Annotated in this window: 11 protein-coding genes; 8 read left to right on the top strand and 3 right to left on the bottom strand. The window is 64.5% G+C overall.

Going from position 1 to position 13388, the window contains the following annotated elements:
* The first annotated feature begins 99 nt into the window (after window positions 1-99).
* The 8 genes from hemC to X733_RS156045 all read left to right on the top strand — a co-directional run bounded on the left by hemC (window position 100) and on the right by X733_RS156045 (window position 7360).
* Window positions 100-1023 (top strand): hydroxymethylbilane synthase, encoded by a 924-nt coding sequence (gene hemC / locus X733_RS156010; protein ID WP_023818294.1) that lies wholly within the window; start codon window positions 100-102, stop codon window positions 1021-1023.
* Between the two features lies 1 nt (window position 1024).
* A complete protein-coding gene (locus tag X733_RS156015) occupies window positions 1025-1738 on the top strand; it encodes a uroporphyrinogen-III synthase (protein WP_023818293.1) in 714 nt (237 codons plus the stop codon).
* A gap of 112 nt (window positions 1739-1850) precedes the next feature.
* Window positions 1851-3341: a COG4223 family protein gene (locus tag X733_RS156020; protein ID WP_023818292.1), complete on the top strand. Its 1491-nt coding sequence runs from the start codon at window positions 1851-1853 to the stop codon at window positions 3339-3341.
* 10 nt (window positions 3342-3351) lie between these two features.
* A complete protein-coding gene (locus tag X733_RS156025) occupies window positions 3352-4929 on the top strand; it encodes a heme biosynthesis protein HemY (RefSeq protein WP_023818291.1) in 1578 nt (525 codons plus the stop codon).
* A gap of 76 nt (window positions 4930-5005) precedes the next feature.
* Window positions 5006-5485, top strand: coding sequence for a TerB family tellurite resistance protein (locus tag X733_RS156030; protein ID WP_023687738.1), 480 nt, complete (start codon window positions 5006-5008; stop codon window positions 5483-5485).
* A gap of 14 nt (window positions 5486-5499) precedes the next feature.
* Window positions 5500-6216 carry a glutamine amidotransferase gene (locus tag X733_RS156035; RefSeq protein ID WP_023818290.1) on the top strand — a complete coding sequence of 239 codons (717 nt, stop codon included), beginning with the start codon at window positions 5500-5502 and terminating at the stop codon, window positions 6214-6216.
* Window positions 6217-6404: 188 nt separating this feature from the next.
* Complete coding sequence (locus tag X733_RS156040; RefSeq protein WP_023670477.1) at window positions 6405-6668, top strand: YMGG-like glycine zipper-containing protein; 264 nt, start codon at window positions 6405-6407, stop codon at window positions 6666-6668.
* Between the two features lie 56 nt (window positions 6669-6724).
* Entirely contained in the window at window positions 6725-7360 is a 636-nt protein-coding gene (locus X733_RS156045; RefSeq protein ID WP_023687739.1) for an outer membrane lipoprotein carrier protein LolA, read from the top strand.
* 30 nt (window positions 7361-7390) lie between these two features.
* Here the strand turns inward: X733_RS156045 and X733_RS156050 are convergent, their stop codons facing one another.
* From X733_RS156050 to X733_RS156060, 3 genes are all read right to left on the bottom strand, one after another.
* A complete protein-coding gene (locus tag X733_RS156050) occupies window positions 7391-10594 on the bottom strand; it encodes a multidrug efflux RND transporter permease subunit (protein WP_023815310.1) in 3204 nt (1067 codons plus the stop codon).
* On the bottom strand, window positions 10591-11697 hold the full coding sequence (locus X733_RS156055) for an efflux RND transporter periplasmic adaptor subunit (protein WP_023687741.1): 1107 nt from the start codon (window positions 11695-11697) through the stop codon (window positions 10591-10593). The genes X733_RS156050 and X733_RS156055 overlap by 4 nt, the downstream gene beginning before the upstream one ends.
* A gap of 360 nt (window positions 11698-12057) precedes the next feature.
* Window positions 12058-13299 (bottom strand): MFS transporter, encoded by a 1242-nt coding sequence (locus X733_RS156060; protein ID WP_023818289.1) that lies wholly within the window; start codon window positions 13297-13299, stop codon window positions 12058-12060.
* Window positions 13300-13388 lie beyond the last annotated feature (89 nt).

The raw sequence follows: 13388 nt of genomic DNA, 5'->3' as shown, positions 1-13388 counted from the left end.
GATTGTGTCGCCGGACTTTCCTAGTTAGTAGAGGCGGGCCTCGCTAGGGAGAGCGCCGGAAACGCAAAGCCAGCCGGGGGTTATCACGGACCGCGCGCCATGCAAACTTTGAAAATAGGAACACGCGGCAGCCCGCTGGCGCTCGCCCAGGCGCATGAGACGCAGGCGCGGCTGATGGAAGCGCATGGCATGCCGGCAGAAGCCTTCGAGGTCGTCGTCATTTCGACCAGCGGCGACCGCATCCAGGACCGGCCGCTGTCGGAAGCCGGCGGCAAGGGGCTGTTCACCAAGGAAATCGAAGAGGCGCTGCTGGCCGGCACGATCGATATCGCCGTGCATTCCTCCAAGGACATGCCGACAGTGCTGCCGGTCGGGCTGGAGCTGTCCGCCTTCCTGCCGCGCGAGGATGCGCGGGACGCCTTCATCGGCAAGGCGGTGAAGCGCATTATCGACTTGCCGCAAGGCGCCAAGGTCGGGTCGTCTTCGCTCAGGCGCCAGGCGCTGATCCGGCGCATGCGGCCGGACCTAGACGTGGTCATGTTCCGCGGCAATGTGCAGACCAGGCTGCGCAAGCTGGAGGAAGGCGTCGCCGAAGGCACGATCCTCGCTTATGCCGGGCTGAAGCGGCTCGGGCTCGGCCATGTCGTCACCGATCTGATGCCGCTCGATGCTTTTCCGCCGGCGCCGGGACAAGGCGCAATCGGCATCGAAACCCGCATCGGCGACAGCGAGGTCGAAAAGATGCTGGTGGCCATCCATGATGTGCCGACAGGCCAGGCGCTGGCCTGTGAGCGCGCCTTCCTGGCGGCGCTCGATGGCTCCTGCCGCACGCCGATCGCCGGCTATGCGACGATATCGGGCGGCAGGCTGGTTTTCGCCGGGCTGATCATTTCGCCCGATGGCACGCAATCGCATGAGGTCAAGGCCGAAGGCTTGGCGCTGGACGCCGCTGACATCGGCACGGACGCGGCCAGGATGGTGCGGGTCAAAGCGGGCGAAACCTTCTTCGACGGCTGGGTCTGACATGCGTGTCCTGGTGACGCGGCCGCAACCCGGGGCGTCGCGCACCATGCGGCGGCTGCAGGAATTGGGATTTGAGCCTCTCCTTCTGCCGCTGACCGAAACGGTGACACTGCCGGTTGGCGCCGATGCTGCGAGCGACAATGCCGTGGCCGTCGCTGTGACCAGCGCAAATGCGGTGCGGCATGCGCCGAAAGAACTCATTCGTGCGCTCGCCGCCTTGCCTTGCCATGCCGTCGGACGCAGGACGGCTGAAGCGGCACGTTCGACAGGGTTCTTGTCGGTCAGTGAAGGGGCGGGCGACGCCGAGCGGCTGGCCGAGGCGATTGCTGCCGGCCTTTCCGGCAAGGCGGTCGTCTATCTCACAGGGCGCGTGCGGTTTCCGGCATTCGAGGCGCGGCTGCGAAAGGCCGGCGTCGAGGTCCGCACCGTCGAAACCTACGACACGATTTCGCTCGATTATTCCGATGCTGAAATCCGTACACGCCTGTCCGATCAGGCGGTCGACGCGGTGCTGCTCTATTCAGCCAAGGCGGCGGCAGCGTTGCAGGCCTTGGCCAGCCGGGCGGAACTGCGCGATCTCTTTGAAAACATGCAGGCTTTTGCGCTCTCCGAGCGCGTGGCAGCGGCGTTTGACAATGCCGCCGGCAAAAAAATACGCATTGCGCGGGAACCGCAGGAGGAGGCGCTGCTTGAGCTGTTGCACCGCGGCGACTGAGCGCCGTGTCATCACGCCGCCCCTTTTCACCTGATGATGATGTGCTAGACCATTTTTCAAACCATCACGCGCCGTCGGGCGCCCAGACGAAGCAGGATTGCGGAGCCCAGGCATGGTCAAGACGCCGAAGATGCGACATTCGAAAAGCCACCGCGAGCCGGTGACCATCGAACTCGAACCCGGTGCTGTCTCGCGCATTGCCGATGCGGATGCCGCCAAGACGGATGTCGCCAACTCGGACGACGTCGAGGCCCCGGCAGGGTCGGTTGCGGCTGAGGATGCCGCTGCCATGGCCAATGCGCAGCCGGAGACGCCTGACGAGCCCGTTCATGCCGATCAGGCCGATCTCGAGCCGTGGGAGCACTCCGATGCCGCGGCGCAGGCCGCTCCCGAAAGCGCCGATGCCAAGGCGTCCACCCAGGCGGAGCAGCCTTACCCCACTGCTTCGGATGCGCCACCGCGCGCCAGAACCTCCGACTTCAGTTTCGAGGATGCCTCGCCCAAGCCGGGTGCACCCAAGGAAACCCCAAGGACAGCCGGGAACCAGCCCATGGCCGCGCAACCGAAGCGCACGAACGGCATTGCCGCCGGCATCATCGGCGGTGTCATCGCCCTGGCTGCCGCCGGGGGGCTGCAGTTTGCCGGCGTGCTTGGCGCTCCGGGCTCAGGGGCGGGCACGGTCTCGCTCGACGGCGTCAATGGCGAGATCGCTTCGCTGAAGCGCGAAATCGCCGACCTCAGGGAAGCCAGCGGCAATGGCGCCGCAACGGCCAAGGTCGACGGGCTGTCTTCGGCGCTGGATCAGGTCAAGGCCGATGTCGCATCGCTGAAATCGGCGGTCGAAAAGGACGGCGCCGGCGACAATGCCGGGCTTGCCGCGCTTGGCGACAAGGTCAAGCAGATCGAGACGGCGGTTGCCGCCCTTGGCCAGGCCGGTGGTGCAGCGCCCGTCGATCTCGCGCCGCTCAATGAAAGACTGGCGGGCCTCGACGCACTGGTGAAATCGGCCGGTGAGGCAGCCAAGACGCAGGAAGGCAAGATCGCCGCGCTGGAGCAGTCGGTGACGCAGCTCGCCGGCAAGGTCGATGCGCAGGCCTCGCAGCCAAAGATCGCGATGGCCATCGCCGCTTCGGCCTTGAAGGCGGCGCTTGACCGCGGCGCGCCGTTCGCCGCCGAGTTGGAGACCTTCGCGGCGATCTCGCCCGATGCACCGCAGATTGCAGCGCTGCGCCCCTACGCTGAAAAGGGCGTCCCGACCCGCACCGAGATCGCCGGCGAGGCCGACGCCGCGGCCAATGCGATGGTCGCGGCGGCGACGCCGGTCGATGAAAATGCCGGCTTCTTCCAGAACCTTTTGTCGAGCGCCGAATCGCTGGTCAAGGTCCGGCCGATCGGCGGCGTCGAAGGCGCCGGCGCGCCGGAAACCGTGGCGCGCATCGAAGTGGCGGTCAATCAGGGCGACTACGCCAAGGCGCTCAGCGAATACGCAACGCTGCCGGATGCGGTCAAGGCTGCTGGCGCCGACTTTGCCGGCAAACTGAAGGCGCGCATCGACGTCGAGACGCAGGTCGACGCGCTGATTGCAGGAGCGATGAAGGCATGAGGACGACACGATGATCCGCATTCTCATCTTTCTCGCCGCCGTCTTCGCCCTCGGTCTGGGCTTTGCCTGGCTGGCCGATCGTCCCGGCGAGATGGTCGTTACCTTCAACGGTTACCAATACCAGGTCAGCCTGATGGTGGCGGCGGTGGCGATCGTTGCCGTCGTCGCAGCGGTGATGATCGTCTGGTGGCTGATCAAGTCGCTGTGGAACAGCCCATACACGATCTCGCGCTATTTCCGCGTCCGCCGCCGCGACCGCGGCTACCAGGCGCTGTCGACCGGCATGATCGCAGCCGGCGCCGGCGATGGCGCGCTGGCCCGCAAGAAGTCCAAGGAAGCCGCCAAACTGATCCGCTCCGACCAGGAGCCGCTGATCCAGCTGCTCGAAGCGCAAGCCTCGCTGCTCGAAGGCGACCATGAGGGCGCGCGCGAAAAATTCGAGGCCATGCTCGACGACCCCGAAATGCGGCTGCTTGGCCTGCGCGGGCTCTATCTCGAAGCCGAACGGCTCGGCGACCGCAACGCGGCGCGTCACTATGCCGGCCGCGCCGCTTCCGTCGCGCCGCAACTGGCTTGGGCCGCCGAATCGACGCTGGAAGATCTGACCGGGCGCGGCGACTGGGACGGCGCGCTGAAGCTGGTGGAGGCGCAGAAGTCGACCAGGCAGATCGAACGCGACGCCGCCAATCGCCGCCGCGCCGTGCTGTTGACCGCCAAGGCGCAGGCGCTGACCGACAGCGACCCCAATGCAGCCAAGGCAGCGGCACTCGAGGCAAACAAGCTCGCGCCCGATTTCGCGCCGGCCGCGGTTGCAGCCGCCAATCTTCTGTTCAAACAGAACGATGTGCGCAAAGGCTCGAAGATCCTTGAGGCAGCCTGGAAGGCTGAGCCGCATCCCGAGATCGCCGAGCTCTACACCCATGCAAGGCCGGGAGATGCCGTGGTCGATCGTCTCAACCGGGCGAAGAAGCTGCAGGAGCTGAAGCGCAACAATGCCGAATCGTCGATGACGGTGGCGCGCGCCGCGCTCGATGCGCAGGATTTTTCCACCGCCCGCCGCGAGGCGGAAGCCGCGATCCGCATGGATCGCCGGGAAGGCGCTTACCTGCTGCTGGCCGATATCGAGGAGGCAGAGACCGGCGACCAGGGCAAGATCAGGCAATTGCTGTCCAAGGCGGTCAGGGCGCCGCGCGATCCGGCCTGGGTCGCCGACGGCGTCGTCTCCGAACGCTGGGCGCCGGTNGCTTTCGCCTGGCGCGCACCGATGGAGCGGCTGGGCCAGCTCATCGACAGCCATGAAGACGAAGCCGATGTGCCGGTGCTTGCGGCACCCGCCAAGCCGGCAAAGGAAGCCGAAGTGATCGATCATCCCGCCGTTGCCAAGACGATCAGCGAGGCGCCGACCGAGCCGAAGCCCGCTGTGGGCGACGACCAGGTCACGCCGGTCACCGCCGCCGCTTTCGCCGCAATACCACCCGATGCCGAACCCGTCGAACCTGCCGAGGAACTGGCGCGGCTGCCCGACGACCCCGGCGTCGACCCCGATGACGAAGCGGAGAAGTCACCGCGCCGCTTCCGCCTGTTTTGATCGCTGAAGCATGATCCCAAAAAGTGGATACCGGTTTTTGGAAAAGATCATGCTCCAATAATGTGAAGTGAGCACCATGTTTGAACGCGTCCTGGCCTTTCTGAAAGACCTGCCCTCCGGGGCTGGGGCTCGCGCCAATGCGGACGATCCGCGCGTTGCGGCGTCGGCTTTGCTCTATCATGTGATGAATGCCGACGGCGTACGCCAGGATGTCGAGTGGGAGCGGTTCAAGCAGGTGCTGGCGCAGAGCTATTCGATCAGCGGCGACGAGCTCGATGCACTGGCTGCCGCCGGCGAGCGCGCCGACAATGAGGCGATCGACCTCTATGCCTTCACCAGCGTCTTGAAGCGCCATCTCGACGCCGAGGCGCGCAAGGCTTTCATCGGCCTGATGTGGGAAATCGTCTATGCCGACGGCGAACTGCACGAACTGGAGGACAACACCGTCTGGCGCGTTGCCGAACTGATCGGCGTCGAGCGCCAGGATCGCGTCGAGGCGCGCCGCAAGGCGGCGGCCGCCGCGCCCGACGCCAGCGGAACGTCGAGCGACGAATAGGATTCCGCCTTTCCATGCCGCCCAGACCGAGCTCGAAACCAAAAGTCCTGATCGTGCTGCATCAGGAGACTTCGAGCCCCGGCCGGGTTGGCCACATGCTGCTCGAGGAAGGTTTCGACCTCGACATCCGCCGGCCGCCTCTCGGCGACAGCCTGCCGGAGACGCTGGAGGGACACGCCGGCGCCGTGGTGTTCGGCGGGCCGATGAGCGCCAATGACGAAGATGAGTTCGTCCGCCGCGAGACCAACTGGCTCAATGTTCCGCTAAAGGAGAACCGGCCCTTCCTCGGCATCTGCCTTGGCGCGCAGATGCTGGCCAATCATCTCGGCGGCAAGGTCGAGGGGCATGGCGAGGGGCTGGNCGAGATCGGCTGGTATCCGCTGAAGCCGACCGAAGCCGGCAAGAAGCTGCTGCCTTGGCCCGACATGGTCTACCAGTTTCACCGCGAAGGCTTTTCGCTGCCCAGGGATGCGACGCTGCTGGCGACGGCGGAAACCTACCCCAACCAGGCTTTTCGCTATGGCGACAATGCCTGGGGCATCCAGTTCCATGGCGAACTGACCCGGTTGATGATGCAGCGCTGGGTGGTGCGCGGCGCGCACCGTTTCGAATTGCCCGGCGCGCAGCCCGGCCGCGACCATCTCGGCGGCCGGCTGATCTGGGATATGCACCTCAAGCGCTGGCTGAGCGAATTTTTGAGCCTTATCTTCGGCAAGCCTACTGAGGGATAGAGCAAGATCCAACTACTCTGAACGGCCGAGCTTGCCCAAAGACGACTTACCTCTGGGAGGCGTGTACGATGGATCCGGGACCTTAGCCCGTTCCCGCAGATTTGGATTGCGCCCCAAACACTCCGATGGATCGAAAAACTCCGTGGCGCATTTAAGCTTCGGCTAATAACGGCCCCAGGAGAGAACCAATGAAGAAGACGCTGCTCATTTTGAGCCTACTCATTCCGCTCGCGGCATGCTCCCGCACCGAACAAGGCGCTGCCGTCGGTGGTTTGGGTGGCGCAGCTGTAGGCGCAGCAGTGGCCGGCGACCCGGTAAAAGGGGCGGTTGTTGGCGGGGCGGTCGGAGCGCTGGCCGGGGCGGTCATCGGGCACGCCAGCGAAGCCGGCCAGTGCAGATATCGCGGTCGGAACGGTCGAGTTTACGTTGCTCAGTGCCCGGACGGCTACTGATCTCAAAGACGCGTGATCTCTTTCGATCACGCGTCTTTTCGGGGTAGGATAACTGAATGGCATATAACAGCAAAAGACTGCGGGCTTTCTGGTTCGCCGTTGTCAGCGCTGTCGCGATAAACGCCGAACTTTCGACCGCGGCCTTGGCCGCACCTGTAGAAGCGAAGACGATTGCCGATCACTTCTCATCGGTAAAGTCCATGTCCGGGGACTTTGTCCAGTCGGGCCCAAGAGCGGAAAGGACCAAAGGGAAATTTTTCCTCCAGCGGCCGGGCAAGATCCGGTTCAACTATGCAGGCCAATCAGGGGTCAGCGTAATTGCAGATGGAAAATCCTTGGTGGTCTATAACAAGAAGCTCAAGACATCGCGGCTTTATGCTCTCTCGAAGACGCCGCTCAAGCTGCTCCTCGACAATCAGGTCAACTTTTCCGGCAATCGCCTCAAAAGTATCAAGGACGATGGCGCCCAGGTGATCATCAGGCTGGCCGACAAGTCGGCCTTCGGCAATTCGAATATCACTATGGTGTTTGACAGGGAATCGCTCGACCTACGCAGATGGACCCTGACTGACGAGAGGGGCCTTACCTCGACAGTCACCATATCCAACGTGAAGCAGGGCGTTCGCGCTCCTGCGGGCACCTTCACTATCGACTATGCCGCAAACCGTGAATTCAACACCAAAACGAAATAGTCGGCAGCGCCACGAACTGCCCGTGTAACACTACTCGGCGGCCGTCTCCGACGGCACCTCTGCCGGTGCCGAAGGCTCGGCCTCGGCATGCGGATTGCGCCGTGAAAACAGCGACCTGAGCGTGACGTAGAACACCGGCGTCAGGAACAGGCCGACGAAGGTGACGCCGAGCATGCCGGAGAACACCGCGGTGCCGAGCGACTGGCGCATTTCGGCGCCCGGGCCCGTCGCGATCATCAGCGGCACGACGCCGAGGATGAACGAGAAGGCGGTCATCAGGATCGGCCGCAGCCTGAGCCGGCAGGCTTCGACGGCAGCCTCGGCGGCCGACAGGCCGCGTTCCTGCGCCTGCCGCGCGAATTCGACGATGAGGATCGCGTTCTTGGCGGCAAGTCCGATCAGCACGATTAGGCCGATCTGCACGAGGATGTTGTTGTCCAGCCCTCGGAACGACACGCCGAGCAACGCCGCGAGCACGCCGAGCGGCACCACCAGCACGATGGCGAACGGCAGCACCCAGCTTTCATATTGCGCCGCCAGCGCCAGGAACACGAACAGCACCGACAGTCCGAAGATATAGACAGCGGCATTGCCGGTGTTACGCTCCTGATAGGCGAGTTCGGTCCATTCGTAGGAGGTACCGGCCGGCAACGTCTGTGCCGTGATCGCTTCCATCTTGGCAAGCGCATCGCCGGTGGAAACGCCGGGCGCGGCGTTGCCCTGCAGCGGCACCGAGACGTACATGTTGTAGCGCTGGACCAGCGCCGGGCCGGTGACGTCGCGGATCTCGATCAACGTGCCCAGCGGAACCAGCGCGCCGGTCGCCGAGCGCACCTTCAGTTTCAAGATGTCGGCGCGATCGAGGCGGAACGCCTGGTCGGCCTGCGCGCGCACCTGGTAGACGCGCCCGAAAGCGTTGAAGTCGTTGACGTAGGCGGTACCCAGATTGATCGATAGCGTCTCGAAGATGTTGGGGATCGGCACGTTCAGGATGCGCGCCTTGTCGCGATCGATCGCCAGGAAGAATTGCGGACTGGACGCGGAGAAGGTGGTGAACACGCCGGTCAGCCCCGCCGTCTTGTTGGCCTTGCCGGCAATTTCATAGGCAAGCGCCAGGATCTGCCGCATGTCGGCGCTGTTGCGCTCCTGGATCTGCAGCTTGAAGCCGCCGGCATTGCCGACGCCGCGGATCGGCGGCGGCGGCAGTGCGATAATGAAGGCTTCCTTGATGCTTTGCAGGCTGCCGAACAAATTGCCGATGACCTGGGTCGCGGACTGGCCGGCTTCCAGTCGCTCGTCAAACGGCTTGAACCTGGCGAAGATCACGCCCGCGTTGCTGGCATTGGTAAAGGTGGCACCGGAGAAGCCGGCGAAGGCGACCGCGTAGTCGACGCCCGGCGTTTTCTGGATGATCTGCGACGCCTGCTGGATGACGGCATCGGTCCGCGATAGCGAGGCGCCGTCCGGCAACTGGACGACGACGATCGCATAGCCCTGGTCGAGCGACGGAATGAAACCGCGCGGCACCGTCTGGACCATATAGACCGTGGCGTAGATGAGGGCCGCGAAAACGGCCAGCGTGGCGGCGATCGCTATCCGCGAGCCGACCAGCACGCGCACGATGCTCGAATACCAATGGGCGACCTTGTCGAAGCCGCGATTGAAGCCGTCGGCGAGCGCCCGTCCGAACCGCGCCAGGAAAAAGCGCGGCGGCGCCGCAGCAGTGTGGTGCGGCTTGAACAGCAGCGCGGCCAAGGCCGGCGAGAGCGTCAGCGAATTGAATGCCGAGATCGCCGTCGACACCGCGATGGTGATCGCAAACTGCAGGTAGAACTGCCCGGAAATGCCGGGAATGAAGGCTGTCGGCACGAACACCGCTATCAGCACCAGCGAGATCGCGATGACCGCCGTTCCGACTTCGTCCATGGTCAGATGCGACGCCGGATTGGGCGCCAGCCCGCTGGCGATATTGCGCTCGACGTTCTCGACCACGACGATCGCATCGTCGACGACGATGCCGATGGCCAGCACGAGGCCGAACAGCGTCAGCATGTTGAGGGAGAAGCCGGCGGCGTAAAGCACCGCCAGCGTGCCGATCAGCGACACGGGGATCGCCACGATCGGCACGATCGCCATCCGCCACGATTGCAGGAAGACGATGATGACGATGATGACCAGCACCATCGCCTCGAGGATCGTCTTGTAGACCTCCTGGATCGACTCGGCGACGAACTCGGTCGGATTGTAGACGATGTCGTAGCTCAACCCCTTCGGGAAGTCCTGGGAAAGCTCCTTCATCTTGTCCTGGATCTCCGCGGCTGCGGCGAGCGCATTGGTGCCTGGCCGCTGGAAGATGGCGAGCGCCACCGCCGGTTTGCCGTTGAGATAGGAGTTGGTGACGTAATCCTTGGCGCCGAGCTCGATGCGCGCCACGTCCTGCAGCTGGATCAGGCGGCCGTCTTCGGCCGATTTGACGATCACGTATCGGAAGTCGCGTGCGTCGTTGAAGCGGCCTTGCGTGGTGACCGTGTACTGGAACGCCGTGCCGGTATTGGTCGGCGGCGCGCCGATCGAGCCGCCCGACACCTGGACGTTCTGGTCGCGCAGCGCCTGCACCACATCGCCCGAGGTCATCCCCAAGGCGGACAGTTTTTCCGGATCGAGCCAGATGCGCAGCGAATATTCGCGTTCGCCAAAGATGATGAGGTCGCCAACGCCGTCCAACCTGAGCAATATGTCGCGCACCCGCGAGCGGGCGTAGTTCGAGACGTAGAGCTGGTCGTAGGTATTGTCGGGCGACAGCATGTGCACGACCATCATCAGGTCGGGCGAGCTCTTGATGGTGGTGATGCCGAGGCGGCGGACTTCTTCGGGCAGGCGCGGCTCGGCGACCGAGACGCGGTTCTGCACCAGCACCTGCGCCTGGTCGAGATCGGTGCCCAGCTTGAAGGTGATGGTCAGCGCCATCGCCCCGTCGCCGGACGAATAGGACGACATGTAAAGCATGCCCTCGACGCCGTTGATCTCCTGCTCGATCGGCGTTGCCACCGTCGCTGCCACTGTCTCGGCGTCGGCGCCCGGGTACTGGGCGCGAACGACGATGGTCGGCGGCGCGATCTCGGGATATTGCGCGATCGGCAGCTGGGTATAGGCAATCCCGCCGAGGATCAGCAGGACGATCGAAACCACCGATGCGAAGATCGGACGGTCGACGAAGAAATGGGCGAACCTCATTGCTGCAACCCGGCGGTCTCGACCTTGGGCGGCAACGTCACCATCTCGACTTTCACCTTGGTGCCGGGCCTGGCGTGCATCAGCCCATTGACGATGATCGTCTCGTCGCCGGTCAGGCCCGCGCGGATCACCCGGTAGCCGTCGAGAAGCGGGCCGGTGCGCACGGGCTTCGCCGACACCATCCCAGCCTCATCCACCAGGTACACGATGCGGCGATCCTGATCGGCGCCGACCGCCTCGTCGGGCACCAGGACGCCGCTATGCGGCAGCGACCCCGGCACGTTGATGCGCCCGAACATGCCTGGCTGGAGAACGCCGTCGGCGTTGGCAAACCTTGCACGCACCCGCATGGTGCCGGTCGCGTTGTCGATCCGGTTCTCGGCAAAATCGAGCTTGCCCTTGAATACCGCCTCCGCGCGGTCGGCGACGCGAACCACCACCTCGAGCCCGCCGGCGCCTTCCTGCATGCTGCCGCCGCGCTCCTTCGCGTCGCGGGCGTAGCTGAAATACAGGCGCTCATCGACGTCGAAATAGAAGTCGATCGGATCGCGCGTGACGATGGTCGTCAGCAAGGTGGAATCCGGCTGCACGAGGTTGCCGACCGACACCAGCCGGCGGTCGATGCGGCCGGACAAGGGCGCCTTGATCTCGGTGAACTCCAGGTTCAGGTTGGCCGTCGTCAGCGCCGCCGTCGCGCCCTGCATCTGCGCCTGCGCCGAAAGGTATTCCCGCCGGCGGTCGTCGACCGTCGCGGCCGAGATATTGCCGGTCTTGGCGAGCTCATCGGCGCGATCCAGCTGCATCTTGGAGAATTCGAGCAGGGACTTGGCGACGTCCACTTGCGATTTGGCGGCATCGTAGGCCGCCTGGTACGGACGCTGGTCGATGGTGAAGAGCAGGTCGCCTTTGTTGACCAGTGCGCCGTCCTGGAAGCTGATCTTGTCCAGATAGCCGCTGACGCGCGAACGGATGGCGACCTCGTCGACGGCTTCGAAGCGCCCGACGAACTCGTCGTCTTCGACGATTTCACGCACCACCGGCTTGGCCGCCGTCACCACCGGCAGTTGCTGGTCCTGCGCAAACGCGTTGCTGCTGAAAGCCATGCCGAGCAGGAATGCCACTGGGACGGCGGAGCGGGCCAGCCAGCCGACCGATCGGCTGGGTCGCCCGCTTGCGTCGCGATGCGATTGCCGATTCCCTGAAGTGTCCATTTGCGTCCCCGCTAGCTGGACCCGGAGGTCGGGTGGTTCTCTTCTATATTTAAGGTTTCTCGTCGAGACCAGAGCACTACAGTATTGTGCATGGCAACATAATCATTTTCCATATGGACTGAAATGTCCACCCTGTGGCTGCCCCGCCATCTGGCTAGTTCGCCCAGAACCGGCCCATCCGCTTCCGGCCCATCTCAGCCGTCATCGGCGCAGCTGATTTGGACCGAGCGCCGGATCCTGCGGCTTACTCGATCAGTTGCGGCTGTTGAGATGCCGCACCCTTCGCAGTTGCGGAAACAGCACCGCCCACAGTCCGGCGACGGCAATCGCACCGACGCCGCCGATCACCACCGCCGGCACGGTGCCGATCAGCGCCGCCATGGTGCCGGCGCGGAACTCGCCGACTTCGTTGGAGGCGCCGACGAAGACCTGGTTGACGGCGTTGACGCGGCCGCGCACCTCGTCGGGTGTCCACAGCTGGATCAGCGTCTCCCTGATATAGACGCTGAACATGTCGGTGGCGCCGAGGCCGGCAAGGGCCAGGATCGACAGCCAGGTGATGGTCGAGACGCCGAACAGCACGGTGAAGGCGCCGAACCCGGCGACGAAGCCGAGCATGATCTTGCCGGCACTGTCGCGCAGCGGATGCCCGGCAAGCCAGACCGCGACACAGATGGCGCCGATGCCGGGCGCCGAGCGCAGCAGGCCGAGGCCCCACGGGCCGAGTTCCAGAATATCGCGGGCATAGACCGGCAGCAGCGCCGAGGCACCGGACAGAAGCACGGCGAAGAGGTCGAGCGAGATGGCGCCCAGGACGACCTTCTCGCTCCAGATGTATCGGAAGCCGGCAAACAGCGTCTCCATCGTCGGCTTGTCGGTGGCGCTCTGCTGGGCCGGTTTCGGAATGGTGAAGATCAGCAGACCGGCCACCAGCATCAGCACGGAGGCAACGGCGTAAGCGGCTTCGGCCGAGACGCCATAGAGCAGGCCGCCGGCGACCGGGCCGACAATGGTCGCCGTTTGCCAGGCGGACGAGTTCCAGGCGATCGCATTGCCGAAATCTTCCGGCGGAACAAGGTTGGCGAACAGCGACGACGAGGCCGGCCCATAAAAAGCGCGCGCCAGGCCGAACATAGCCAGCACGATGAAGATCGGCAGCGGGCTGACGAGACCGCGCAGCGTGAAGTACAACAGGACAAGCGCACAACCTGCCTCGACTACGGTCGCCAGCGCCATGATCAGGCGGCGGCCGAAACGGTCGGCGACAACGCCGGTGACCAGCACCAGCAGCAGCGACGGCAGGAACTGGACGATGCCGACAATGCCGAGATCGAAGGGATCGCGCGTCAGATCATAGATCTGCCAGCCGACGGCGACGGACACGATCATGGTGGCGAAGGTGGTCAGGAAACGCGCCGCCCAATAGCTCAGGAAGGAGCGATGGCGGAAGGCGGCGTAACGCCGGTCAGGCGGTGTATGGGAATGGGATGTCATGGATGCAGGCCCCGTTGCTTGCATTGGCCGGCGGGGCACTTCCCGGAAATGGGCGCTGTTCCGGCCAATGAAACTTATCAAAGTTCGGG

The sequence above is a fragment of the Mesorhizobium sp. L2C066B000 genome (assembly GCF_000502335.1).
In the GTDB taxonomy this organism is placed as follows: Bacteria; Pseudomonadota; Alphaproteobacteria; order Rhizobiales; family Rhizobiaceae; genus Mesorhizobium.
This window is presented reverse-complemented; position numbering and strand designations above follow the sequence as displayed.